The organism is Pandoraea pneumonica (assembly GCF_902459645.1).
Taxonomy (GTDB): Bacteria; Pseudomonadota; Gammaproteobacteria; order Burkholderiales; family Burkholderiaceae; genus Pandoraea; species Pandoraea pneumonica.
The window spans coordinates 70,309-93,185 of record NZ_CABPSK010000005.1; the positions used below are offsets into that span (position 1 = coordinate 70,309).

A 22,877-nucleotide genomic window follows, 5' to 3' on the forward strand; every position below is an offset into this window, starting at 1 on the left:
GAGGCTATCGGGGGCGATAGCCTCCGCCTATTTCATAGATTTCAATAATCAATTTCTATTGATCGATAGCATTCGGCATACTGGCAACACTTTCCACCCAGTCAGAGAGACAACGACATGCCGATCATCAACACCCAGATCAAGCCGTTCAAAGCCACCGCTTATCACAATGGCGATTTCACCACCGTGACCGAAGACACCCTCAAGGGTAAGTGGTCGGTTGTGGTGTTCTACCCGGCCGACTTCACCTTCGTGTGCCCGACCGAGCTGGGCGATCTGGCTGACCACTACGAAGAATTCAAGAAGCTTGGCGTCGAGATCTACAGCGTGTCGACCGACACCCACTTCACGCACAAGGCTTGGCACGACACGTCGGACACGATTCAAAAGATTCAGTACCCGATGATCGGCGACCCGACGCTCGCCATCTCGCGCAACTTCGACGTGCTGATCGAAGAAGAAGGTCTGGCCCTGCGCGGCACGTTCGTGATCAACCCGGAAGGCGAGATCAAGCTGTGCGAAATCCACGACAACGGCATCGGCCGCGACGCCAAGGAACTGCTGCGTAAGGTGCAAGCTGCCCAGTACGTCGCATCGCACCCGGGCGAAGTCTGCCCCGCCAAGTGGACGCCGGGCGCTGAAACCCTGAGCCCGTCGCTCGACCTGATCGGCAAGATCTAAGCTTCACCGCAGCAAACGCCGCTCACGTCACAGAGCGGTGCCCCCCGCCGGCGCACCCGCCCCCCTGAACCGGGTGTGCCGGCACCTCTCCCGAATATCGACGCCGCCATCGCCAGCCCCCGCTGATGCGATCGCCCTTGTTCACCCTATCGAGACGGAAAACACGCCATGTTGGACGCGAACCTCAAAGCCCAGTTGCAAACGTATCTCCAGAAAGTCACGCGCCCGATCGAAATCGCCGTGTGGCTCGACGACAGCCCCAAAGCCGCAGAGATGAAGGCACTGGTCGACGAGATCGCGCCGCTCTCGACGCGCATTACGGTCGTGGCACGCGATGACGCCAATGAGCGCCGTCCGTCGTTCGCCATCGGCGCGCCGGGCGAGGCGCCGCGTATCCGTTTCGCGGGTTTGCCGATGGGGCACGAGTTCACGTCGCTGGTGCTGGCGTTGCTGCAAGTGGGCGGTCACCCGGTCAAGCTCGATGACGACACCATCGAGCAGATTCGCGCGCTCGACGGCGATTTCCGTTTCGAGACCTATATCTCGCTGTCGTGCCAAAACTGCCCGGAAGTCGTGCAGGCCCTCAACGTGATGGCACTCATCAATCCGCGCATTCAGCAAGTGACCATCGACGGCGCGCTGTTCCAAGGCGAAGTCGAAGCGCGTCAGGTGATGGCGGTGCCGACGGTGTTTCTGAACGGCGAGTCGTTCACGCAAGGCCGTACCAGCGTGAAGGAATTGCTGGCGAAGCTCGATACCGGCGCTTCGGCACGTGCTGCGAAGGCGCTCGAGAACAAGCCTGTGTACGACATGCTGATCGTCGGCGGCGGCCCTGCCGGTGCGGCGGCTGCGATCTACGCGGCTCGTAAGGGCATTACGACAGGTGTCGTGGCCGAGCGCTTCGGCGGTCAGGTGCTCGATACGATGGCCATCGAGAACTTCATCTCGGTCACGCACACGGAAGGCCCGAAGTTTGCCGCCGCACTCGAGCAACACGTGAAGGCGTACGACGTCGATGTGATCGACACGCAACGCGCCGAAGCGCTCGTGCCCGGCAAGATTCACGAAGTTCGCCTTGCGAGCGGCGCAGTGCTCAAGGCCCGTTCGATCGTATTGGCGACCGGTGCACGCTGGCGCGAAATCGGCGTGCCGGGCGAGCGCGAATACCGCAACCGCGGTGTGGCGTACTGCCCGCACTGCGACGGCCCGTTGTTCAAGGGCAAGCGTGTCGCCGTGGTGGGTGGCGGTAACTCCGGTGTTGAGGCAGCCATCGACTTGGCAGGCATCGTCAAGGAAGTCACGCTGATCGAATACGGCACGCAACTTCGCGCCGACGAAGTGCTCCAGCGTAAGCTGCGCAGCCTGCCGAACGTGCGCGTGCTGATGAATGCGCAAACCACGGAGGTTACCGGCGACGGTCAGAAGGTGAACGGTCTGGTGTATCGCGATCGTGTTTCGGGTGAGACGACGACGGTGGCACTGGAAGGCGTGTTCGTGCAGATCGGTCTGGTGCCGAATACCGAATGGCTCAAGGGCACGCTCGCGTTGTCGCGTCATGGCGAAATCGAAGTCGATGCCAAGGGTGCGACGTCGATTCCGGGCGTGTTCGCCGCAGGCGACGTGACGACGGTGCCGTTCAAGCAAATCGTCATCGCAGTGGGCGAAGGTGCGAAGGCCTCGCTGGGCGCGTTCGAGCATCTGATGCTGAGCTCGGTCGACGATGAAGTCGAGACGCCGCGCGAAGCTGTCGCCGCTTAACGATTTCGTCGCCAGATGTGCAAAGGGGCAGCCGCGAGGCTGCCCCTTTTTTCGTTAAAGCAACGCTAACTATCAGGCGTTCGCCGGTTTGCCCGTGAGTCGCGACGCAAGCATGAGCAAGGTGCCGCTCACTGCCATCGACACCACTCCCATCGCCATGCCTTGACCGATCGAGCCTTGCTCGAACTGTCGCCACACGAAGATGGAAACGGTTTGCACACCGCTCGGTGCCAGCAGCAGCGACGTGACCAACTCGCGCGAAGCAATCGCAAACACGATCATCAGCGACGCCGCCAACGCGGGCATCACCAACGGCAGCGTAATGCGTCGCAGCGCGACACCGGCAGGGGCACCGTGCACCCGGGCCGCCGCTTCAAGCGAAGCCGCCGTCTGGCGCAAGGCGGCACTCGTGTAGCGCACCGGATACGGCAGCAGCAGGCAGCTGTACGAGAGCAGCAAGATTCCCCACGTGTTGTACGGCGTGACCGGCCAGAACGGCAGGTTCCACGCGAGGATCAGGCCCACGCCCACGACAATGCCCGGCAACGCATGCGGCAGCAGCGACAAGCCGTCGATCAAGACACGGCCGCGCATGGTCGACTTCACCACACACCACGCACACAGGAAGCCAAGTACGCCCGTCACCAGCGATGTGCCCAGCGCTAGCGACAAACTGGTGGCCAGCGCTTCGAGCCCTTCCGCGCCTTGGCCGAGCAGTGCGGCGAAATGCGCTGTCGTGAGGTTCGCCGCCGACAAGCCGCCCGAGAGCGTGCCGGAGAATGCCGTCGCCAGAATCGAGAACAACGGTGCGACCGTGGCCAGCAGCGCCACGACGCTAAATCCCACGATGACCGGCCATTGCCAGCGCCCGAGCGCTCGCGGCGGCGACGCGATGGGCTTGCCCGTTTGCGTCTCGAAATCTTTGCCCGCAGACAGCCGATGCTGAAAGATGAACGCGAGCAACGCAATCGTCGCCAGCACCACCGACAGGATCGAAGCCCCCGGCAAATCGATCGGCCAATCGGCAAAACGGCCTTCGATGGCCGTCACCAGCACGGAGAATCCGGCACGTGCCCCCAAGGCAGCAGGGGCGCCGAATTCTTCGATCGCCATCGTGAACGCGAGCAGCAAACTCGCCGCAAACGCGGGCAGTGCCAGCGGCAACGTCACGCGCGCAAACGCACGCCATGCCGATGCGCCGTGCACGCGTGCCACGTCAGCCAGGCGTGAGCCGGTGGTCGCCAGCGAGCGAGACACCGCGAAGTACACGACCGGGAAAATGTTGAGCGTCATCACGAAGACGAGGCCCGGCAGCGAGAACAGGAAGCGTCCGGCATCGAGTCCAGTGAGTTGCTGCGCGTAACCGCCGGTTTGCAACAGCAGCATCCAGCCCAGTGCCGCGAGATACGGCGGCACTAGAAACGGCAGCAGAAAGCACAGATCCCACACCCGCGCGTAAGGCACATGGAACAGCCCGCGCACGGCTCCAAGGGCACCGCCGACGAGCGCGGTGCCCAGCGCCACCGACACCCCGAGTTGCAGGGTATTGCCGATGAGCGGCAACGTGCTGTCGTGCGAGAGTGTGGACCAAACAGCGGAGAAGGGCCCGGCAAACGAGCCCTGCGCGAGATGCGGGAAAACGGCCTGCAACAGCACGAACGCGACCGGTAACGCCACCACGACGGCGAGGGCTGCGACCGTCGCCGTCGGGAGAAGTCGGAACGATTTCACGTGAGCTTAGTGTTGGCCGTTGAGTTTCGCGAAGCGGGCCAGCACTTCGGCGCGCGAGGCGCTCGACGACTGCGCGTCGCCCTGCGGCAGCAAACGCAGATCTTTGAACGAAGCGCGCTTGATGGCGATGTCTTCGCGTGCCGGAATCAGCCACGCTTCTGCCACCAGTTGCTGGCCTTCGTCGGAGAGCACGTAGTCGATGAACTGACGCGCTTCGCTTTGCAGCTTCGACGTGTTCAGAATCATCATCGGACGCGGGGCGATCACCGTGCCGCTCGCCGGGAAGATCACCTTCACCGCTTCGCCGCCCGCCGCTGCCGCGTAAGCCACGTAATCGACCGCGCCGAACACGGCGGCCTTCGCGCCTTGCAGCACCGGATTGAGTGCCTGTGCGTTCGGGCCCGAGACGACCATGCCGTTTTGTTTCAGGTCGTCGAAGAGCTTCCACGCTTCGCCGCCCAGACGCGCTTGCAGGCCCAGTAGCAAGTCGGCCGATGCGCCGGACAGTGCCGGGTCAGGCATCGTCACCAGGTTGCGATAGGCCGGCTTGGTCAGATCGCGCCAGTCGTGCGGCTCGGGCGTGCCCGACTTCGCATTCCACACGATACCGAGCGCCGAGAGGCCCTGCGCGACGTAATGCGTCGTCTTGAACGGGGCCGGCACGCGCGCGGCGTTAGCGCTCTGGAACGGCGCGAGCCAGCCGCGCTTTTCGAGGTCTTGTGCGGTGTCCCACGAGGCGGAGATGAGCACGTCGGCACGCGGGTTGGCCTGTTCGGCTTCAATGCGTGCCATCACCTTGCCGGTGGTGGCCTGAAATACATCGACTTTGATGCCGGTCTTCTTCTCGAAACCCGTCGCAAGTTTTTTGCTCAGGTTGCCGGGGCCGGCGGTGTAGACGGTCAGCGCATGTGCGTGTTGTGCGCCGACACTTGCAGCAAAGGCCATGGTGAGTGTCGCGATAATTTTGCGGTGGAGCATTATGGGCTACCTCGTAATACGTTTGTCAACGCGCCCGTGGGCGAGGATTACGATCTGATCGGCCAGCGCTTCGGCTTCTTCGCGGTCGTGGGTCACGTACACGGCGGTCGTGCCCAGACGCGAGAGCAGGGCGCCGATGTCGGTGCACAGGCGCGTTCTCAGATCGCGATCGAGGTTGGATAGCGGTTCGTCGAAGAGCAGCAGGCGAGGGGCCGCGACGATGGCGCGCGCGAGCGCGACGCGTTGTTGCTGGCCGCCCGAGAGCGCTTGCGGACGGCGCGTGCCGTAACCGGCGAGGCCGACCAGGTCAAGCGCCTCTTCCACGCGTTGTGCGCGCTCGGCGCGTTTCACGCCGCGCATCTCCAGCGGGAACCCCACGTTGGCCGCCACGCTCATGTGCGGCCACAGCGCATAGTCCTGAAAGACCATGCCGAGCGAGCGCAATTCGGGCGAGTGGCAAACGGTGCCGCTGGCGACGACGGTGTCGTCGAAACGGATTTCGCCGCCGGTAGGCGCGAGCAACCCCGCGAGCAGCTTGAGCAGCGTGCTTTTGCCACAGCCGGAGGGGCCGAGCAGTGCGGTCGTGGTGCCGGCCGGGACGTCGAGATCGATGCCATCAAGTACGCGCGCTGCACCAAACGTCTGGTGCAGCGCGCGCAGCGAGAGGCTCACGCCTGTGTTTCCCGGCGACACGCCGCCTTGCGAAGGGCGTGTGTCGCGCGTCATCAGAACACGTGCTTGACGCCGGCCATCGTGCCGAACTGATTCTTCCCGGCCACCACGTTGGTGCCGAACCCGTTCAGACCGAGGTCGGAGCCATTGCGGTTCACGACGTAGCCCATGTTGACGTAGACGTCGGTACGCTTCGAGAAGCTGTAGTCGGCGCTGACCTGGAACGACAACGGATCACGATTCGTGCCGTAGAAGTTTTGGTACATCGCCGTGGCCGACAGGTCGAGCGCCGGCGTGGCATGCCACGTGGTGCCCAGCCAGTAGTAGCTCGACGCCTCCACCGGGCTCTTGTTCAGGGCCGAGAGGTGGATCGCCTTCGCGTTCAGGTAGCGGTAACCCACGTACAGGTCGACGCTTTGCAGCGAATACTGCACGGCCGCCGCGATACGGCGGTCGACGTTGCCTTCATAACCGCCGACCTTCGAGGTCATGGCCGCGTTCGGGAGTACCGAGCCGCCATTCTTCTGGTCGTAAGCGATCACGAACGACAGCGGGCCGTTGGCGTAACGCAGGCCGGCGTCGATGACTTGCGCGCGGCGGTTGTCGCCCGGCGTGGTGCTGGCGGCACCGAAGCTCACGTCGTCGTAGCCCTTCGAGTACTGCACCATCGCTTCGAAGGCGCCGAACTTGCCCGAGTAACGCAGGCTGTTGTCCAGACGGTCGGAGAACGCGGTGTCCTGCATCTTGATGGCGTAGACAGCGTTGTTGAGCGGGTTGAACTTGCTCACCCAGTCAAGAAACACGCCGCCCTGACGGCCGATCGAGACCGCGCCGAATGCGCTGTTCGACAAGCCGACATAAGCCAGACGACCAAACTCGCGACCGCCCTGAAGGGACGTGCCGTTGCCGAGGTTGAAGCCGTTTTCGAGCAGGAAAAATGCCTTGTTGCCGCCACCGAGGTCTTCAGAACCTTTCAGGCCCCAGCGCGAACCGGCGAGGTTGCCCGAGGTGACACGCGAGAGGCTGACGGTGTTGCCGGCGGCGTTCTTGTCGGCGTTGGTGAGGAATTCGACACCCGAGTCGATCAGCCCGTAGAGCTGAACGTTTGACTGGGCCAAGGCGGGCATGGGCAGGCTGCTGGCAAGCGCCAGGCAGCACCCCGCCGCCGCAATGCGGAAGTTGGGTTTCATTACAGGAGTCCTCTTTGGGATTCAATTGAGCCGTCAGGTTAAGCGGCGAACATGTCGCCACCATGACAATTCATCGTCGTCCGAAAGAGAACTCCCTTGTTGCTCCGGCTGTGGCTCAGACCGTGTGCGTGCCCGGCAGCGTGATGGTGAAGCGTGCGCCGCCCAGTGGCGATGTGTCGACGCCGACCTTGCCGCCGTGCAGCAGCGCAATGCGGCGCACGATGGCCAAGCCCAGCCCGAAGCCGCCGGTGGCGCGGTTGCGGCTGCTGTCGAGCCGATGGAACGGCTCGAAGATGCGCGCACGCTCCTGCGCCGGGACGCCTTCGCCGTCGTCGTCGACGTAGATCATTACGCTACCGTCTTCGCACGTTTTCGCGCCGCACACGATGCGCCGGGTGGTATGACGCATGGCGTTGTTGAGCAGGTTCTGCACGGCACGCGCGAGCAGCTTGGGTTCGACTTCGACGCAATCGGCCCCGGGCTCGGCGCTGATGTCCAACGCGATGGAGCGCGACGCCAGCACTTCGGTGCAGTTGGCGGCAAGGCTGTCGAACATCAGTCGCAACGACACGGCATGGCGCGTGGGCGGCGCGGTGATTTGGTCGAGACGGGCAAGCGAGAGCAACTCCGTGACCAACTCGTCCAGTTCGCGAATATCGCCCTTGAGGGCGGCGATGCGCTCGTTGGCATCCGCTTCGTGGCGGCGCTGTTGCAGGATTTCGAGCCCGAAGTCGAGACGCGCGATCGGTGTGCGCAGTTCGTGCGACACCGCGTTGATCATCTCTTTCTGCGTCGTGATGGAGCGCTCGATGCGATCGGCCATGGTGTTGAACACGCGTACCAGGGCGGCCAGATTCGAGAAGCGCGAGACGCGGGCGCGGGAACTGAAATCGCCTTCACCGAACCGTGACGCCGCACGGTTGAGCGATTGCACGTCGGTCCAATACCAGCGCGACCATGTGAGCACGGCGAGCAAGATCAGCAGCGCCACGACGGTGTACGCGAGGTAGTTGATCTGGCGCAGATTCAGGTCGGTGCCGGTCACAGAGGTGAGCACCCAATCGGAGTTGAGCAGGCGCACGGCGTAGTGATCGCCGTCGATACCGTTGGCGACGACGAGCCCGGCTTCGAGATCCTTGCGGGCATATTCGAAGGGGAGCGGCAGGTCTTTGAGCGGCTTGATGTCGATCTTGTCGTTGCCGTGAGACTCGAACTTCGCAACGAAGGCTGGCCACTCCGATTCCGGCAGTTTTTCGAGCGACTGGTTGATGAGCCAGACGTAGGCGCCCAATTGCTTCTGCGCGGAACGATTCAGGATGTCGTAGAAGAAAAAGCCGAACGTGTTGTTGATGAGCAAGATGGCGGCGATGACGGCAATCGCCACCAGGCCGTAGAGCTTCAGAAGAATGCGAAACATGAATCAACTCTCCCAGGCCGAGGGGCTAAAGAGATAGCCCCGGCCCCAGACTGTCTTGATGCGCTGCGGTTCGCCGTCGGTGTCTTCGAAGCGTTTGCGCAGCCGGTAAATGCCCACGTCCACGGTGCGGTCGATGCCGTCGAATTCGATGCCGCGCAACTGTTGCAGAATTTCATCGCGCGTGACCACGCGCCCCGCGCCCTTCGCCAGAATCAGCAGCAGGCTGAATTCGTTCGACTTCAACTCCACCGGCAAGCCACGCCAGAACACCATCCGGTCGCGCGGCACGATGCGCAACTGACCGAACGAGAGACCGTCTTCGGTCGGCTCCTCGATTTCCGCGAGCGGGACGGCGCGTCGCAGTAGGGCGCGTAGCCGGGCGAGCAGCAGCCGGGGTTCGACCGGCTTGACGACGTAGTCGTCGGCACCGACTTCCAGCCCCGCCACCTGATCGTAGGTGTCTTCCCGTGCCGTAAGAATGAGTATGGGCGTCGTGCTCACTGCGCGCAGTTGGCGGCACACCTCCATGCCGTCCATGCCGGGCAGCATCAGATCGAGCACAACGATGTCGGGAGCGAAGGCGCGGTAGCGCTCCAGCGCACGCGCGCCATCTCCTACGACGGCAACTTCGAAGCGATAAGCGTGCAGATATTCGGTGACGAGTGCGGCAAGCCGCGCATCGTCCTCGACGAGCAAGACACGGTACATGGCCGTATTCCTTTCCTGTTGTGCTGTGCCGCGGCGTTTGGCGGCATTCCCGTGAGGCGCATTTTACTGCCCGGCAGCCCCGCCGGGCGGGCGTTTCAAACCTGTGAACAAACGAAAACATTTGTTCACAACTCTCCTAAATCGAATAACAGTCACGCCGCCGGTTCGCGCCTACCATGCGCTCACCTTGCAATCCGTTCGTCCAACGCTTCGATTGCAACCTTCCAATAATTTTGTAGGAGTCCCATGAAAAACCGCCTTCTCCCCCGGGTTGCCGCGCTGAGCGCCGCAGGTGTCGTGTTTGCCGGTGTCGCGCCGCAGGCGTTCGCCGTCGATCCGTCGCGCTACAGCGGCATTCAACCCGATGCAAGCCTGCCCACGCAGGCGCCGGAAAGCGGTTACGAATTCACCATCGGCGGCGGTGTCGGCTATTCGCCGCGCTACATGGGCAGCAACGAATACCGTGCAACGCCCGCGCTGAATCTGGCGCTGCAAACGCCGTACGGCGTGTTCGTGGGGTTGGGCGGCATCGGGTACCGGCTGCCGCTGCCGGCCGGTTTCTTCCTGTCGGCGGCGCTGTCGTACGACGGCGGCCGTAAGGACCAGAAGAAAGGACTGGATTCGGGCTCGGACAAGCTGCGCGGCATGGGCGACGTGAAAGGCTCGGTGTTCACCACATTGCAAGCGGGCTACGCCATCGGCGATCTGGCTGTCGTGAGTGTGGCCACCGATATTCCGCTCACGAATCGCGATCGCGGCAATGTTTATCGCTTCTCGGTGGATAGCGTTGCGTACAAGTCGGCCGTCGATTCGGTGGGCGTGAGCGCGACGGCCCACTTCGCGAGCAGCAAGTATGCGCAGACGTATTTCGGCGTGACGGCCAATCAGAGCCTGAACTCGGGCTATCGCCAGTATTCGGCGGGCGGCGGCTTGTACGGCGTGAGTCTGACGGCGAACTGGACACACAAATTTACGAAGCACTGGAGCACTACGGTTGCCGGCGGCCTGATTCGCTACACCGGCAACGCATCGAAGAGTCCCATCGTGTTCAACAAGACCAACTATCAGGTCGCCACCACGCTCGACTACACGTTCTAAGCACGTAGTGCGGCGCGGCGGTCCTGCTTCTTAGCAAAGCGAGGCAATAGCCATGCGAATTCTCGTCACCGGCAGTACCGGTTTTGTGGGCGGCGCCGTCGTCGCTCAGCTTCTCAAGGACGGCTTCGGGCCGTCGCTGTTGCTGCTCGTGCGTGCGCGCACCAGTGCCGACGGACTCTCCCGGGTGCGCGCCGCAATGGACCGTTTTCGCGTCGCGCCCGTTCACCGGCTCTCGCTCACGGAAGCGAACATCGTGTGCGGCGATCTGGCACAACCGATCTCGTTCGACGACGACCCTCGCATGCGCCGCGTCACGCACGTGATTCATGCGGGCGCAATCGCTTCGTTTTCGGCACATCCGCAACTCGATGCCGTGAACGTGGAAGGCACGCTCGCGCTTGCGCGGGCGGTGGCCGCTTCGCCGGTGTTGGAGCGCTTCGTGCATGTGGGCACGGCGATGGCCTGCGGCGACGCGCTGTCCGGTGTAGTGAAGGAATCGCACGATTTGGCGCGCGCCGATCATCAACTGGTGCCGTACACGGCGTCGAAGGCCGAGGCGGAGACGCGGCTGCGGCGCGATTGGCCCGGGCTGCCGCTGGTGGTGGCCCGGCCGTCGATTGTGGTGGGGCACACCAAGCTCGGCTGCGAGCCCTCGGGCAGCATCTTCTGGATGTTCCGCATGGTGCAGTTGCTGGGCGCGTTCACGTGCGGGCTCGATGACCGGCTCGATGTGGTGCCCGTCGATTTTTGTGCCGATGCGCTGATCGATCTGGCGTTTTTGCCGCGCCTGCGTCACGACCTTTATCACGTGTCGGCGGGCGAGTCGTCGACCCGCACCATTCGCGAGATCGAGGCGGCGCTGGCCAGAGCGCGCGGCGTGGCACCGCTAGGCGAACGGTTCCGCCATATCGGCGACGCCGAGATCGAACGGCTGACTCCGGCGCTCTCGCGTCAGTTGGGCACCGGTAACGGGCGATTGATGGCGAAGGCGCTGCGTCGTTACGGGGCGTTTGCCGCGCTCGACTACGTGTTCGATAACCGCCGCCTGCTGGGCGAAGGCACTTCGCCGCCGCCGCCCGTGACCGATTACCTCGATGTTTGCGTGCGCTCGTCGGCAGCCACTTCCGTGGCCGAGCAGATGGCGTGGGATTTCAAGTGAGTCCCGCTGGAGGACGGGATAGGCGGCGCGCCAGTCCGGTTCGCCCGCTGCCCGGTGTGCGGCGTACGATGGGGTCGCCGCATCCGTGCAGCATCAGGTGGTCGGGCTGGCCGCGTCTGCCGCAAAGCATTGCGCGAGAAAGCGCTCAGTCGGACGGCTGAGCGCATCCGCGTGCGGCACGAGTGCCGTGAGCAAGCGTTTGAGACCATGCGGCGGATCGATGCGCACTGACCTTAGCGCCGCGCCCTCATGGCGCATCGACATCGCGGAGACGAAGCCGATACCCATGCCAGCGCGCACGGCCTCTTTGATACTTTCCACCCCGGCCAACTCCAGCGCGACGCGCGGCTCCAGTCCCGAGACGGAGAACGCCCGTGCCACCAGGGCGCGCACGCCGGAACCCGGCTCTCGAAGAATCAGCGGATATTCGGCGATGCTTTGCAACGACGCGCCGCCGGGAAGATGCGCCAGCGGGTGATCGGCCCGGGCGATGGCCACGACTTCGTCGTCGCGCCACGGCCTAACCGCTACGTCCGGCGACAGGCCGGGCGGGACCGCCCCTTCGATGAAAGCCACATCCAGACTGTCGAGTTGCGCCACGATCTCGCTCGTGTTGCCGTCGATGATGTGCAGGGCCACCGCCGGATAGCGCTGGTGGAATTCGGCAATGACGTACGGCAGCAGGTAGCTTGCTGGCGTGGTACTCGCGCCGATGCGCAACGCGCCGGTTTCCAGCCCGCGCAGGCTGTCGCGCAGCGCGAGTGCTTGACGGTAGTCTTGCCGCAGTTTGTTCGCGTACGCCGCGACTTGCTCGCCCACGGCAGTGAGCCGAATGCCGCGCCCGTCACGCCGGTACAGCGGCTCGCCGAACGATTCCTGCAATAAGCGCAACTGCCCGGAGACGGCTGGCTGCGACAAGTGCAACGCCTCAGCGGCATGGCTGATGTTGCCCAGCTCGGCGACCGTCGCGAAGGTCAGCAATTGGTCCGGCGTCATATCGAATTCATCGGAAATAGTGATGATTGGTCGTCATCATAGCCATTTTTTCGATGGTCGGTGCGCTGTGGCGTCAGGTGCTTGCTGCGGGCGGTGCCGCTAGGGCTTGCACTTCGTCCCACGACGGGGCGTGCGCGCCAGTGCGGGTGCAGGCCAACGCTGCGGCGGCTGCGGCGTAGCGCAAGTGGGTCGTGAGTGGGGCTTTCGGTGCGCGCGACAAGCTGGCCAGCCAGCCGCCGATGGCGGCGTCGCCCGCGCCCACGGTGTCGGCAACGGCGACGGGGTAGGCCGGTTGTGTGAGTTCGCTGCCGTCGGGCGTCAGCAGGCGCATGCCGCGCTCGCCGTCGGTGAGCAGCAGCATCGCTTGAGGTGCGAGGCGGCGAACTTCATCGAGTGCGGCGCCATCGGTCAGCGCGGGATACAGCGCTCGCAGATCTTCGACAGACAACTTGAGCCATGTCGCGAGTCGCGCCATACGGGCAAACGTCGCGAGGTAGCCAGGGCCCATCAAATTCCGCAGATTCGGGTCGAAGCTGATCGCGACGCCGAGGGCGTGCAGTTGCTCGGCCAGATCGAGGAGCACGCTCGCGAGCGGTTCGCGCACGAGGCTGATGCAGCCGAAATGCGCGACTCGGGCGGCATCTTGCCAACCCGTCGGCAGCGCAAGCGGATCGAAGGCAAGATCGGCGGCCCCTTCGCCAAGGAAGAAATAGGCAGGCGGGTCGTGCCGGTGCACGACGGCGAGCAGGGGCGGGCGATCTACCGGTTGAAGATAACGGGCGTCGAGGCCCGACGCCTCGGACAGGGCCAGCAATTCCGTGCCGAATGGTGCGTGCGTGCTGATTGACCCGCCGTAGCCCGTTGGCACGCCCATCGCTGCGGTGACGCGAGCGACGTTCCAACAGGCGCCGCCCGCTCGGCTCACCCACTGGCGGCCATCGCCGGACGGTTGGCGAATCAGGTCGGTCAGCGCTTCGCCAAAGACGAGTAGTGCGGGCAGGGACATGGTGGCAATAGCAGGTGTGTGTGGGCGCAGGCCGTCAGCATACCTGCGGTATCTGCCATGCGAGCTATTTGCTGTGCGCCAGCAACGCCACGCCCGCGGCCAGCACCACAAGATTCACCACTTTCACGAATTGCGCACGCGACAAGTGCAGTGTGATGCGCTTGCCCAGCCACATGCCCATCACCATGGCGGGGACGAGTGTGAGCGTTGTTACCAGCATCGGCACATCGGCATAGACACCCGCGATCAGAAACAGCACGGCGCGTGCCAGCGTGCTGAACCCAATGAGCGTGGCTTGCGTGACGCGCATCGATTCCACGCGTTCAAGCCGACTGGTCAGGTAAATCGCATAAATGAAGCCGCCGCTGCCAAACATTGCGCTGAATACGCCACCCACTGTACCGAACGGGATTGCCCACTTTTGCGAGAGCCGGGACTTGGCACGCGGGCCAATCAGCGCAAACACCGCGTAGCCGCACACAAACCACGCGAGTGCGCGCAACAACGTCTCGGGGCGAAGGTGCAGTAGTAGTGCCGCACCCGCGAGGCTGCCGACAAGCATTGCGGGCAGAAGTCGGCGTAGCTCACCGGTATCGGCGGCGCGTGCATTGCGCACTACGTTGCCCGAGGCGGCGCTGAAGTCGAGCAGGGCGAGCATCGGCACGATCTGCGCCACCGGTAGCGTGTAGGCCAGTACCGGGCTGGCAACGAGCGCAGTGCCGAAGCCTGCAATACCGAAGATGAGGTACGCGACGACGAGCGCCACACTCATCAACAGCCATGCGTGAAGCGTGGGGAGGGCGTTCAGGAGGGTATCGAACAGAGGGGACGGCATGGATCGTTAGCTGTGGATGTGCAGGGTGTGGAGCGCGCACATGAGGGCCTGCGCTTTGCGTCAGCATAGGGCCGTGGTGTTGCACCGCGCCAATATAGAATGTGGCGATGTTCGATCTCGAAACGGCATGACCATGGTCTCGCTGCGGCAGTTGCGGTACTTTCTTGAAGTGGTGGAAGCGGGCGGGTTCAGCGCCGCAGCCGAGCGGCTGTTCGTCGCCCAGTCGGCGCTGAGTCGGCAAATCTCCGAACTCGAGCGCGAGTTGCAGGCGGTGCTGCTCGAGCGGTCGTCCAAGGGCGTGACGCTCACGCCCGCCGGGCGCACGTTTGCCGATGAGGCCCGCCGCGTGCTGACCGAGCTGGAAGGATCGGTGGCGCTCACCCGCAGCGTGGCGCGCGGCGAGCAGGGCACCGTGCGTCTCGCCCACTCCACGTCGGTGCCGTTCGCCGGTGAACTGCCTGCGGCGTTGCATGCGCATTTGGCCGCCAATGCGGGCGTGAGCGTCGAGATATCGACGCTTTCGTCCGAGCAGCAGCAAGACGACATCGAAGCCGGGCGTATCGATCTTGGGCTGGTGCGCCTGCCCGTGCTGCGCCCCGCGCCGTCGCTGATTTGCGAGCGCATTGCCATCGAGCGTCTGTTGTTGCTGGTGCCCACCGGGCACGCGCTCGCAGGCGAGACGGCCGTGCGGGTGGCGGCGCTTGCCGACACACCATTCGTGTCGATTCCGCATCGCGAGCGCGGTGGGTTGAGCTACCGGGTGGCGCAACTGTGTCAGCAGCACGGGTTTTTTCCCCGCGCGGCGGCGGCGACTTCGCGCAAGATCGCGCTCATCAATCTGGTGGCGGCCGGTTTTGGCGTGGCGATCGTGCCCGAGAGCCTGGCCGCGTTGGCAGGCCCCGGCGTGTGCCGGGTGACGCTCGACGACCCGCAGGCCGTTTGCGAAGTCGCTTTGCTGCGCCGCCGCGACGCGGGGACGCTGGCAGTGGCGTTGGGCGAGGCGCTCAAACTTGCGTTATCGCAATCGACGGCGGACTTCTCGCGCGTGCAGTAAGTCCCGCGTAAGGCGTGCATGAGAGGGTGCCCCTATAACGTGCAAAAAGCATGCGGGGCAGGCCCGCAAGCGGGCTGCAACAGCATGACAAGCCCGCTTGCGCAAAGCGAAGAAACCCTCAAGTCGGCCGTTTTTTCTCCCGTTATACTTTTCGACACATCAGCGTGGGCGTGAACGCCTGTCCGGCGTTTTTTGCATGCAAACCAGCGTGCTGACGCCCTCGCCATAAAAAATCAGATCAGAGATGCGAGGAGACGACGATGGGGCTATTCACGCGCCGCGGGGCAGCCGCGCACACCGTCACAATCATGAGCGAGGTGGCCGACAGTGCCGGCACCCTTGGCATCGAGCTATGCGATATCGCCGGTAACGTCGACGAGATCGCCGTGCGCATCAAACGGCAGGCCGAAGTGTTTCAAGAGCTTCAACGCGCCGCCGCCGATACCAGCGAGGGAAATCAACGCATCGCCGTGGCCGCGCGCGAGGCACGCGATGTCGCCGATCGCGCGAGCGCCGAGATTGCCGCATCGCGCAGTACCGCCGACGCGTCGCTAGCCTCCATTCACGGATTAGTCGAAGGCGTGTCGGGCATGGCGGGCGAAATCGCCGGTTTGCGCGATGCGCTCGAACATGTGGGCAAGGTGGCCGAGGGCATCTCGGTGATCGCGCGTCAGACCAATTTGCTCGCCCTCAACGCCGCGATTGAAGCGGCCCGGGCCGGTGCCGCGGGGCGCAGCTTTGCGGTGGTGGCCACGGAAGTCAAACAACTGGCGAGCAAGACGTCTGAGGCAACCCAGCAGATCGAGCAAACGCTGGCGGCGCTCTCAGAACGCACTCAGCGACTCATGCGCGAGAGCAACGCAAATGTTGCGCGCGCGAATGAAGCGCGCGAAGGCACGCGCGCCATTGCCAGCGTGATCGAGACGGCGGGCACGGCGCTCGACACGTTCGATCGTCAGGCCGGGCAGATTGCGCAAGTGAGCGAGGCCATCGAGAACGAATGCGGCACGCTGGTGGCGCACGTCGATGAAATGGCCGATGGCGTTGCCCATTCCGCAGAGCATGTCGAAAGCGCGCGTGAACGGATCAACGGCTTGCTGTCCGTCTCGGAGCATCTGATTGGCCTGATTGCAGAAGCGGATGTGGAAACCGAAGACACGCCGTTTATTCGCGCAGTGCGGCGCGCGGCGAAGCAGGTCGGCGAGACATTCGAAGCTGCGCTCGCCAAGGGCAAGATCAGCGAGCAAGAGTTGTTCGACCGTCGCTACGAACCCATTCCGGGGTCGAATCCGCAGCAGTTGATGGCGCGCTTCACGCGCTTCACCGACGAAACCTTGCCGACGATTCAAGAGCCGTTGCTCTCGCTGAGCGAGCGAATCGCCTTTTGCGCGGCGGTCGACGAGAACGGCTATCTACCGACGCACAATCGCAAATTCTCGCAGTCGCCAACGAACGACCCCGTGTGGAATGCCGCACATTGTCGCAATCGGCGATTGTTCAACGACCGCACAGGGGCTGCGGCTGGGCGCAACACGAAACCGCTGCTGTTGCAGACGTATCGGCGCGATATGGGCGGTGGCGAGTTTGTGGTGATGAAGGACGCGTCGGCGCCGATCTATGTGAACGGTCGCCATTGGGGCGGCTTCCGGATTGCCTATCGCGTGGTGGCTTAGGCGGTTCGAGATTTCGTACGATGCGGGCAGAAAAAAACGCGCCGCTGATGACAGCATCAGCGGCGCGTTTTTTGTTGAGCGGGGGAGGACTGAGCTATGCCAGACGTGGTCCCCGTTCATCGATCAATAGCGGTACCACTGGCCATGGCGCCAGTAACCGTGACCGTACCCGTACGGGCGGCCATAGTACGGACGGCCGTAGTAGACCGGTGCCGGAGCAACATAGACCGGCGGCGGGCCATAGTAGGCCGGGGCCGGCGCCACATACACGGGCGGGGGCGGGGCCACATAGACCGGCGGCGGCGCATAAACAGGACCCGGCACTACCAGCGGCACACCGATGCCGATACCCACCGAGACGTGTGCCTGCGCAGTCCCGATCGCACCCGCGGCGAGCGCGATTCCTGCGATGGCAAGGGCGGCAAACTTGGCTTTCATGATATTTCTCCTGCGGACTTGGCAGCGTACTGATGACAGCGCTCGGGCGGCACCATGCCGACCGACTCGCCGGGTGCCCGCCGGCACCTTGGGTTCGTCAGATTCCTTGGCTTAACTTTACTGAAGTTCCGGAACGCGAGTGCTGCGCAATTGTTGCAAAGTATGCGCATTTGCACGGTGTGGGGAACGTTCGGGCGTGGATAAGCGGCCGCCAAACGTGTGAATCAGGCCCCCATTCTATTCAGAATCAACGGTTTGCGCTCGTTTCGGTTGACGGCAAGGGATGCCGGAGCGGCGAGAAACCGGTGACGGGTGCCGGGCACTTGTTACATTCATTTACATGGCGGGCCGGGCCTGTGGCGCAAAAACAGCGGCGGATGCCGCTTGCGCGACATCCGCCTGCTGTCGGTGTCCCTACCTGCCGGGCGCGCTGTGCCTAACGCGAAGATGTGACATCGCGGGCACCGCGCGCTCTCTGGAACACCCTTCTCCTCCCTGCTAAACCGGGCGCGGCACCGCCGCGGGCTTAGGTACTGCTGTACTGCTGTCGTCTACGTCTTTGTTATTGATTGAAGCGAAGCTTGGCGTCGGCCACGCACGCGTCCTTGCTGTTGCCGGTCATGCTGTCGCAGCGCTCCACGGCAGCCTTGTACTGCGCTTTGTTCGCGTCGGCATTGGCGTCCTGACGGGCGGCCTGCGTGTCCTTGGACGACTCGCGGCTCGTGCGCATCACTTTCGCGTCGCCGTAGGCCTTGGTCTTGGCCGCGTCGGCATCCTTCACGCAGACATCCTTTTCGTTGCCGTTGTTGTCGTTGCAGCGCAGCTTGGCGACGCTGTAGTCGGCATCGGCCTTCGCCACCGCCGCGTCGTAACGGGCCTTCGGCGTGTTCTTGTAGTCGGCTTCGGCGTTGGCCTTGGCAACCTTCTCGTTGCCCTTGGCGTTCTCGACGCAGACCTTCTTCGCGTTGTCCTTCATATCTTCACAACGCGCTACCGAGGCCTTGTAGTCGGCTTCGGCCGATTTCTGCGCGGCTTCGTAGCGGTCTTTGGCCGCCGCGTCGGCGGCATTGGCCGAAGCGGTGCCAAAGGCGCCCGCGGCCAAGATTGCACACGTCAGCCAGTTCAGAGTGAGTCGATGTTGCATGTCTGTATCCTCCAGTGAACGAGCGGGTGTTGTTGATCTCGATTACTTGTTGCGGTCGGCGGCACCCTGGATGGCTTCACCACCCTTTTCGATGTCCGTGCCCGCACCATGGACGGTGTTGCAGCCAGCAAGCCCCAGCGCGAAGCCGGAGAGCAGAGCGATAGCGATCAGTCGTTTCATTTGAGTTCTCCTTGAGAGATAGCGATAGCGGCGGCTTGAGGTGGCCTAGGCAAGCTAGGCCGTGGGATGTCGCTCGACACCGCCAGCGCGCCCGCCTCCCGGCGGACGCTACCGACGTGTGCTTACCAGAGCTTGTGTTGCTTGTTCCAGGTGTCGACTTCACGTTCGGCGTCGGCCTTTTCCTTGCCGTAGCGCTCTTGAATCACACCCACGAACTTGTCGCGGTTGCCTTCAATTTTGAGCAGGTCGTCATCGGTGACCTTGCCCCACTGCTTCTTGGCTTCGCCCTTCAGTTGGTTCCACTTGCCCTTGATCTGATCCGAATTCATGACAACTCCTTCTGGGTTGAGATGGGGGTACTCCGTGGTACTGACCGCAGCGTTAGCATCGTTCCGGCTGCCCGGTTCGATGCCGCATGCCATTGCACTGAAGCAATGACCGCGGTTGCCGCCTGGTGTGGCGGCGGGTGATTCCATGGTAGGGAGTGCCAATCGTTCGCGCTGTCAGCGAGCCTTGCGTCAGGCTGTAGGCGGAGTCGGGTAGCGCTGTCAGCGCATTCCCACGGGGGAGGGCGGGGTGTTGTCGGTCCGGTCGCTGGACGGTTCGGACTCGAGTTTCTGAGCGGCGGGATCTGTGGGGGTGGTGCGATCTACGGAATCGGTGCGATCGGCGGGGACGACAGGATCGGTGATGTCGAGCACATCGGCCGGTGGGCACAGCGGCATGACGACTTGAATCTCGGTGCCGATGCGCGCGGGCAGCGAATGGATATCGATGCGTCCGCCGCGCGCAGACACCCGTTGACGCATGCCGAACAACCCGTGTGTCTTGGGCTTGTTGAACTGGTCGGGCGTGAGGCCGATACCGTTGTCGATGACTTCGAGACGCACCCGCTGATCGTCGTAGGCGAGCGCCACGCGCACGGTCGTTGCGCGCGCGTATTTGCCCGCATTCGTCAGCGCTTCTTGTGCCACGCGGAACAGCGCGATGGCCGTGGCTTCCGGCAGCGCAAAGTCCTCTTCGGGCAAGTCGAGGTCGAGTTGCCAGTGTTGCTGATCGGCCGCCTCTTCCGCGAGCGAGCGCAACGCGGTCACCAGACCGAAGTTGATCAACACTGTCGGGCGCAAATTCTCGATGATGCGACGCTTGATCTGAATGCCGGAATCGAGATTGCGCTGCGCACGTGCGAGCTTTTCGGCAATCACCGTGTCGGTGTTGCGCAGCTTGTGGTGCGCCCACGTCACGTCCATCTTGCACGCGGTGAGAATCGCACCGAGCTCGTCATGCAACTCTCGCGACAGACGTGTCTTCTCGTCTTCGCTCACGTTCTGCAAGTGGGTCGCCAACTCGTCGAGCTGCTCGGTGCGCTCGCGCACGAGGCGGTCGAGGTGTGCCTGCTGTTCGTGCAGTTGATCGCGTGCGAGTTGTTCCTGACGCATCTGTCGGCCAAGCGTGCGAAACAACAAGATGAACAGCAGGATGGTGAGTACCGAGAGCGCGCCCGCGCTCACGGCCGAGATCGCCTGATCGAAACGTCCGTCGTCTTGCGCGGTGCGCGCACGGGCAAGTTCGCGGTTGTACAGATCGGTGATGGCGATTTGCACGGGCTCCATCGTGCCGAAGCCAAGGTTGTTCGGCGCGAGCGCTTCGTCGAGATTCATCTCCCCCTGTTTGACCGCCAATCGAGCGGTCTCCATTGCCGTGATGCGCTGCGAGAAGAGCGTCATGACGTCGGCAAATTCACGGGCGGCCGACGTGTCGTTCACATCTTCATAGTGCTGGATGAGGAGTGAGGCCAGATCGCGAATGCGGCGCACTGACGACAAATACGGATCGAGATAAATCGGGTTGTTGGTGAGCAGGTATCCCCGTTGGCTGGCCACCACGGTGGAGGTGCGCGCAATGATCTCGTTGAGCTCGTTGGCGGCCGTCATGGCTTGCAGCGCGGTCTCGTAGGTGGACGCGAGTCGGCGGTGTGCAGACTCCAGCCCGATCAGGCTGCCGACCGTGATGACGATCGCAGCGATCATGGCGATGATCCAGCTTCGGCGACGCAACCAGGACGTGAACAGACGGGGCATTGAAGGGCCAATGGAGGGTGGGAGGCGCTTCGATCATAAGTCGAAAATCGCCGCACAACGTGAAATGTCAGCTAATTCCTACGCAAAAACCAGCGCCACCCGGGCAGTCTCGGGCGCGCCGTTTTTCTACCATACACTCAGCGCCGAACGTTTTAAGTGATGGGTAAAACAAGGAGAACGCTATGTTGAAGTGGGCTTTGTTGTTCGCACTGATCTCGATCGTGGCAGGCCTGTTGGGCTTCACAGGGATTGCTGCGGGTGCGGCCGGGATCGCCAAGATTCTCTTCGTGCTGTTCCTGGTGCTGTTCGTGATCTTCCTGCTGCTCGGTCTGACCGTCGCCAAGAAGATCGTCGACTAGACGGTGCCGCCGGAGCCACCCCTTGCGGTGATTCGGGTGGCTCGGGTGGCCCGGACAAGTTGCCAATGCTGTCAATGCGGGTCTGGGCCGTTATTTTTGCAAGGAGCTAGCGATGCTTCACTACGCCGTCGTGTTTTTCGTGATCGCACTGATCGCCGCGGTGTTCGGCTTTACCGGCATTGCCGCCGGCGCGGCCGAAATCGCCAAGATTCTGTTCTTTATTTTCCTCGTGATCTTTTTGGTCACGCTGCTCTTCGGGGTGGTTCGACGATAGTCACGCAAGGCCGGTGCAGGGGGCGCGATAGCGTTTGCGCCATCGGCCCCCGCATTCGGCCAGCCCCACAAAACACTCGCAGGAGAATTCGATCATGCATACCGCCAAGCACGCTGCTCGAGAGCAGGATCACGCAGAACGGATCGCGATTGAGAGTTACCGCGAGATGGTTCATTATTTGCTCGACCGGGAGTGAGGGTCATGGCCAACGCACCGAAGGGTAGCGACCGGACCGATGGGGACAGTCTCTGGAGCTTAGATGTCACTGACAATAAAAATTCTGATTGCCGACGACCACGCCATCGTTCGCACCGGCTTCAAGCAGTTCATCGCGGACGAGTCGGACATGGAAGTGTTGGGCGAGGCAGCGAGCGGCGACGAAGTGATTCGTGCCGTACGCGATACGGCATTCGATGTCGTGCTGTTGGATATCGCCATGCCTGATAAGAACGGTATCGACACCCTGCGCGTGATCAAGCAACTGCGCCCGCAGCAGGGGGTGCTGTTCTTGTCGACGTATCCGGAAGCGCAATACGCAGTGAATCTGCTGCGCGCCGGTGCCAACGGCTATCTGATGAAAGATGCCGCCCCTGAGGAGATCATCCGCGCGATTCGCACGGTGGCGCGCGGCCACCGTTATGTGAGCGAAGTCACCGCGGATCTGCTCGCGCAGAAGCTCGACCAGCCCATCGACGAGCCGATGCACGAGCAACTCTCCGAGCGCGAGTTTCAGGTGTTCTGCAAACTCGCGCAGGGCCGCACCCCGACCGAAATCGCGGAGGAACTGCATTTGTCAGTGAAAACCGTGAGTACGTATCGCGCGCGCGTGCTCGAAAAGATGCATTTGAAAACCAATGCCGATCTGACGCTCTACGCGCTCAAGAACGGTTTGATCAGTTGATGAGAGGCAGTTATGTCAACCGGGAAGGCGACAACGCTCACGGGGTCCCGCTCTCCCCTTAAGGTGCTGTTGATCGAAGACTCGGCGGTGATTCGCGAGAGCCTGTCCGAAGCGCTCGGTTCGTCCGGGATGCTCGAGGTGACGGGGGTTGCGGAAACTGCCGACGACGCGGTGCGCACGCTTAAGGAGGATTCTTTCGATGCCGTCATCGTCGATATCCAACTGCGACGCGGCTCGGGGATGGACGTGCTGTCCTACCTGCACGAAGCCGGCCTGTTGCCGCATCTGATGGCGATCGTGCTCACTAATTACGCACTGGCCACCTACCGCAAGCGGTGCCAGCAGCTCGGCGTGCAGTATTTCTTCGATAAATCGCTCGAATTCGACCGCGTGATCGAGGTGCTAGACGATTTCGCGACGGGACGTCAGGCGTCTGCGACGTAACTTTCCCCCGACTTCAGTGGTTTTCCCATATAAAGAGATCAAATTTTATTATTTTCAACTATTTAGATGCATGGGCTAAAATATCGCCTTTGCGCTAAAT

The 22,877-nt window shown here is 63.0% G+C and carries 24 protein-coding genes; 10 read left to right on the forward strand and 14 right to left on the reverse strand.

The genetic code is table 11. From position 1 onward, the window contains the following. Positions 1 to 117: 117 nt before the first annotated feature. Both ahpC and ahpF read left to right on the forward strand, forming a co-directional pair. Positions 118 to 681, forward strand: coding sequence for an alkyl hydroperoxide reductase subunit C (gene ahpC, locus PPN31114_RS22825; RefSeq protein WP_150681826.1), 564 nt, complete (start codon positions 118 to 120; stop codon positions 679 to 681). Between the two features lie 168 nt (positions 682 to 849). Further along, positions 850 to 2,439, forward strand: a complete 1,590-nt coding sequence (ahpF, locus tag PPN31114_RS22830; protein ID WP_150681827.1) for an alkyl hydroperoxide reductase subunit F — start codon at positions 850 to 852, stop codon at positions 2,437 to 2,439. A 72-nt stretch (positions 2,440 to 2,511) separates the two neighbouring features. Here the strand turns inward: ahpF and PPN31114_RS22835 are convergent, their stop codons facing one another. From PPN31114_RS22835 to PPN31114_RS22860, 6 genes are all read right to left on the reverse strand, one after another. Then, on the reverse strand, positions 2,512 to 4,170 hold the full coding sequence (locus tag PPN31114_RS22835) for an ABC transporter permease (RefSeq protein WP_150681828.1): 1,659 nt from the start codon (positions 4,168 to 4,170) through the stop codon (positions 2,512 to 2,514). A gap of 6 nt (positions 4,171 to 4,176) precedes the next feature. Continuing rightward, positions 4,177 to 5,148 carry an ABC transporter substrate-binding protein gene (locus tag PPN31114_RS22840; protein ID WP_150681829.1) on the reverse strand — a complete coding sequence of 324 codons (972 nt, stop codon included), beginning with the start codon at positions 5,146 to 5,148 and terminating at the stop codon, positions 4,177 to 4,179. Positions 5,149 to 5,154: 6 nt separating this feature from the next. Next, positions 5,155 to 5,874, reverse strand: a complete 720-nt coding sequence (locus PPN31114_RS22845) for an ABC transporter ATP-binding protein (protein ID WP_150681830.1) — start codon at positions 5,872 to 5,874, stop codon at positions 5,155 to 5,157. Continuing rightward, complete coding sequence (locus tag PPN31114_RS22850; protein ID WP_150681831.1) at positions 5,874 to 7,010, reverse strand: porin; 1,137 nt, start codon at positions 7,008 to 7,010, stop codon at positions 5,874 to 5,876. The genes PPN31114_RS22845 and PPN31114_RS22850 overlap by 1 nt, the downstream gene beginning before the upstream one ends. Before the next feature lie 115 nt (positions 7,011 to 7,125). Next, positions 7,126 to 8,427, reverse strand: a complete 1,302-nt coding sequence (locus PPN31114_RS22855; protein WP_150681832.1) for an ATP-binding protein — start codon at positions 8,425 to 8,427, stop codon at positions 7,126 to 7,128. 3 nt (positions 8,428 to 8,430) lie between these two features. After that, on the reverse strand, positions 8,431 to 9,135 hold the full coding sequence (locus tag PPN31114_RS22860) for a response regulator (protein WP_150681833.1): 705 nt from the start codon (positions 9,133 to 9,135) through the stop codon (positions 8,431 to 8,433). Positions 9,136 to 9,381: 246 nt separating this feature from the next. On the opposite strand from PPN31114_RS22860, the gene PPN31114_RS22865 reads away from it, so the two are divergent. Further along, a complete protein-coding gene (locus PPN31114_RS22865; protein WP_150681834.1) occupies positions 9,382 to 10,233 on the forward strand; it encodes a MipA/OmpV family protein in 852 nt (283 codons plus the stop codon). A 52-nt stretch (positions 10,234 to 10,285) separates the two neighbouring features. Next, complete coding sequence (locus PPN31114_RS22870; RefSeq protein WP_150681835.1) at positions 10,286 to 11,392, forward strand: SDR family oxidoreductase; 1,107 nt, start codon at positions 10,286 to 10,288, stop codon at positions 11,390 to 11,392. Positions 11,393 to 11,485: 93 nt separating this feature from the next. On the opposite strand, the gene PPN31114_RS22875 is transcribed toward PPN31114_RS22870, so the two are convergent. The 3 genes from PPN31114_RS22875 to PPN31114_RS22885 all read right to left on the reverse strand — a co-directional run bounded on the left by PPN31114_RS22875 (position 11,486) and on the right by PPN31114_RS22885 (position 14,229). Next, positions 11,486 to 12,388, reverse strand: coding sequence for a LysR family transcriptional regulator (locus PPN31114_RS22875; RefSeq protein ID WP_150681836.1), 903 nt, complete (start codon positions 12,386 to 12,388; stop codon positions 11,486 to 11,488). A gap of 73 nt (positions 12,389 to 12,461) precedes the next feature. Continuing rightward, a complete protein-coding gene (locus PPN31114_RS22880) occupies positions 12,462 to 13,394 on the reverse strand; it encodes a carbohydrate kinase family protein (protein ID WP_150681837.1) in 933 nt (310 codons plus the stop codon). A 64-nt stretch (positions 13,395 to 13,458) separates the two neighbouring features. Continuing rightward, positions 13,459 to 14,229 carry a sulfite exporter TauE/SafE family protein gene (locus PPN31114_RS22885; protein WP_150681838.1) on the reverse strand — a complete coding sequence of 257 codons (771 nt, stop codon included), beginning with the start codon at positions 14,227 to 14,229 and terminating at the stop codon, positions 13,459 to 13,461. A 127-nt stretch (positions 14,230 to 14,356) separates the two neighbouring features. Between PPN31114_RS22885 and PPN31114_RS22890 the strand changes: the two genes are divergently transcribed. Both PPN31114_RS22890 and PPN31114_RS22895 read left to right on the forward strand, forming a co-directional pair. Beyond that, the gene (locus PPN31114_RS22890; protein WP_246182710.1) at positions 14,357 to 15,283 is read left to right on the forward strand and encodes a LysR family transcriptional regulator; all 927 of its coding nucleotides are present in this window, start codon (positions 14,357 to 14,359) and stop codon (positions 15,281 to 15,283) included. Between the two features lie 260 nt (positions 15,284 to 15,543). After that, positions 15,544 to 16,956, forward strand: a complete 1,413-nt coding sequence (locus PPN31114_RS22895) for a methyl-accepting chemotaxis protein (RefSeq protein ID WP_150681839.1) — start codon at positions 15,544 to 15,546, stop codon at positions 16,954 to 16,956. 123 nt (positions 16,957 to 17,079) lie between these two features. Here PPN31114_RS22895 and PPN31114_RS22900 read toward each other — a convergent pair whose 3' ends face one another. The 5 genes from PPN31114_RS22900 to PPN31114_RS22920 form a co-directional block, all read right to left on the reverse strand. Next, a complete protein-coding gene (locus PPN31114_RS22900) occupies positions 17,080 to 17,394 on the reverse strand; it encodes a hypothetical protein (RefSeq protein WP_174988393.1) in 315 nt (104 codons plus the stop codon). A gap of 562 nt (positions 17,395 to 17,956) precedes the next feature. After that, entirely contained in the window at positions 17,957 to 18,538 is a 582-nt protein-coding gene (locus PPN31114_RS22905; RefSeq protein WP_246182711.1) for a hypothetical protein, read from the reverse strand. A 42-nt stretch (positions 18,539 to 18,580) separates the two neighbouring features. Further along, on the reverse strand, positions 18,581 to 18,718 hold the full coding sequence (locus PPN31114_RS22910) for an entericidin A/B family lipoprotein (RefSeq protein ID WP_084656361.1): 138 nt from the start codon (positions 18,716 to 18,718) through the stop codon (positions 18,581 to 18,583). 122 nt (positions 18,719 to 18,840) lie between these two features. Then, positions 18,841 to 19,047, reverse strand: a complete 207-nt coding sequence (locus tag PPN31114_RS22915) for a CsbD family protein (RefSeq protein ID WP_150681840.1) — start codon at positions 19,045 to 19,047, stop codon at positions 18,841 to 18,843. 219 nt (positions 19,048 to 19,266) lie between these two features. Next, positions 19,267 to 20,748, reverse strand: coding sequence for a sensor histidine kinase (locus PPN31114_RS22920; protein WP_174988395.1), 1,482 nt, complete (start codon positions 20,746 to 20,748; stop codon positions 19,267 to 19,269). Between the two features lie 233 nt (positions 20,749 to 20,981). Between PPN31114_RS22920 and PPN31114_RS22925 the strand changes: the two genes are divergently transcribed. From PPN31114_RS22925 to PPN31114_RS22940, 4 genes are all read left to right on the forward strand, one after another. Then, positions 20,982 to 21,158 (forward strand): DUF1328 family protein, encoded by a 177-nt coding sequence (locus tag PPN31114_RS22925; protein ID WP_042114863.1) that lies wholly within the window; start codon positions 20,982 to 20,984, stop codon positions 21,156 to 21,158. A gap of 112 nt (positions 21,159 to 21,270) precedes the next feature. After that, positions 21,271 to 21,432, forward strand: coding sequence for a DUF1328 domain-containing protein (locus PPN31114_RS22930; protein ID WP_039374862.1), 162 nt, complete (start codon positions 21,271 to 21,273; stop codon positions 21,430 to 21,432). A 259-nt stretch (positions 21,433 to 21,691) separates the two neighbouring features. Beyond that, positions 21,692 to 22,333 (forward strand): response regulator, encoded by a 642-nt coding sequence (locus tag PPN31114_RS22935; RefSeq protein ID WP_150681842.1) that lies wholly within the window; start codon positions 21,692 to 21,694, stop codon positions 22,331 to 22,333. Between the two features lie 12 nt (positions 22,334 to 22,345). Then, positions 22,346 to 22,777 carry a response regulator gene (locus tag PPN31114_RS22940; protein WP_150681843.1) on the forward strand — a complete coding sequence of 144 codons (432 nt, stop codon included), beginning with the start codon at positions 22,346 to 22,348 and terminating at the stop codon, positions 22,775 to 22,777. Positions 22,778 to 22,877 lie beyond the last annotated feature (100 nt).

Excerpts from the sequence above, each read along its gene's own strand:
- ahpC (WP_150681826.1), top strand. The coding sequence starts at position 118 with ATGCCGATCATCAACACCCAGATCAAGCCGTTCAAAGCCACCGCTTAT.
- ahpF (WP_150681827.1), top strand. The coding sequence starts at position 850 with ATGTTGGACGCGAACCTCAAAGCCCAGTTGCAAACGTATCTCCAGAAA.
- PPN31114_RS22840 (WP_150681829.1), bottom strand. The coding sequence starts at position 5,148 with ATGCTCCACCGCAAAATTATCGCGACACTCACCATGGCCTTTGCTGCA.
- PPN31114_RS22845 (WP_150681830.1), bottom strand. The coding sequence starts at position 5,874 with ATGACGCGCGACACACGCCCTTCGCAAGGCGGCGTGTCGCCGGGAAAC.
- PPN31114_RS22850 (WP_150681831.1), bottom strand. The coding sequence starts at position 7,010 with ATGAAACCCAACTTCCGCATTGCGGCGGCGGGGTGCTGCCTGGCGCTT.
- PPN31114_RS22855 (WP_150681832.1), bottom strand. The coding sequence starts at position 8,427 with ATGTTTCGCATTCTTCTGAAGCTCTACGGCCTGGTGGCGATTGCCGTC.
- PPN31114_RS22860 (WP_150681833.1), bottom strand. The coding sequence starts at position 9,135 with ATGTACCGTGTCTTGCTCGTCGAGGACGATGCGCGGCTTGCCGCACTC.
- PPN31114_RS22865 (WP_150681834.1), top strand. The coding sequence starts at position 9,382 with ATGAAAAACCGCCTTCTCCCCCGGGTTGCCGCGCTGAGCGCCGCAGGT.
- PPN31114_RS22870 (WP_150681835.1), top strand. The coding sequence starts at position 10,286 with ATGCGAATTCTCGTCACCGGCAGTACCGGTTTTGTGGGCGGCGCCGTC.
- PPN31114_RS22875 (WP_150681836.1), bottom strand. The coding sequence starts at position 12,388 with ATGACGCCGGACCAATTGCTGACCTTCGCGACGGTCGCCGAGCTGGGC.
- PPN31114_RS22880 (WP_150681837.1), bottom strand. The coding sequence starts at position 13,394 with ATGTCCCTGCCCGCACTACTCGTCTTTGGCGAAGCGCTGACCGACCTG.
- PPN31114_RS22885 (WP_150681838.1), bottom strand. The coding sequence starts at position 14,229 with ATGCCGTCCCCTCTGTTCGATACCCTCCTGAACGCCCTCCCCACGCTT.
- PPN31114_RS22890 (WP_246182710.1), top strand. The coding sequence starts at position 14,357 with ATGACCATGGTCTCGCTGCGGCAGTTGCGGTACTTTCTTGAAGTGGTG.
- PPN31114_RS22895 (WP_150681839.1), top strand. The coding sequence starts at position 15,544 with ATGGGGCTATTCACGCGCCGCGGGGCAGCCGCGCACACCGTCACAATC.
- PPN31114_RS22900 (WP_174988393.1), bottom strand. The coding sequence starts at position 17,394 with ATGAAAGCCAAGTTTGCCGCCCTTGCCATCGCAGGAATCGCGCTCGCC.
- PPN31114_RS22905 (WP_246182711.1), bottom strand. The coding sequence starts at position 18,538 with ATGCAACATCGACTCACTCTGAACTGGCTGACGTGTGCAATCTTGGCC.
- PPN31114_RS22910 (WP_084656361.1), bottom strand. The coding sequence starts at position 18,718 with ATGAAACGACTGATCGCTATCGCTCTGCTCTCCGGCTTCGCGCTGGGG.
- PPN31114_RS22915 (WP_150681840.1), bottom strand. The coding sequence starts at position 19,047 with ATGAATTCGGATCAGATCAAGGGCAAGTGGAACCAACTGAAGGGCGAA.
- PPN31114_RS22920 (WP_174988395.1), bottom strand. The coding sequence starts at position 20,748 with ATGATCGCTGCGATCGTCATCACGGTCGGCAGCCTGATCGGGCTGGAG.
- PPN31114_RS22925 (WP_042114863.1), top strand. The coding sequence starts at position 20,982 with ATGTTGAAGTGGGCTTTGTTGTTCGCACTGATCTCGATCGTGGCAGGC.
- PPN31114_RS22930 (WP_039374862.1), top strand. The coding sequence starts at position 21,271 with ATGCTTCACTACGCCGTCGTGTTTTTCGTGATCGCACTGATCGCCGCG.
- PPN31114_RS22935 (WP_150681842.1), top strand. The coding sequence starts at position 21,692 with ATGTCACTGACAATAAAAATTCTGATTGCCGACGACCACGCCATCGTT.
- PPN31114_RS22940 (WP_150681843.1), top strand. The coding sequence starts at position 22,346 with ATGTCAACCGGGAAGGCGACAACGCTCACGGGGTCCCGCTCTCCCCTT.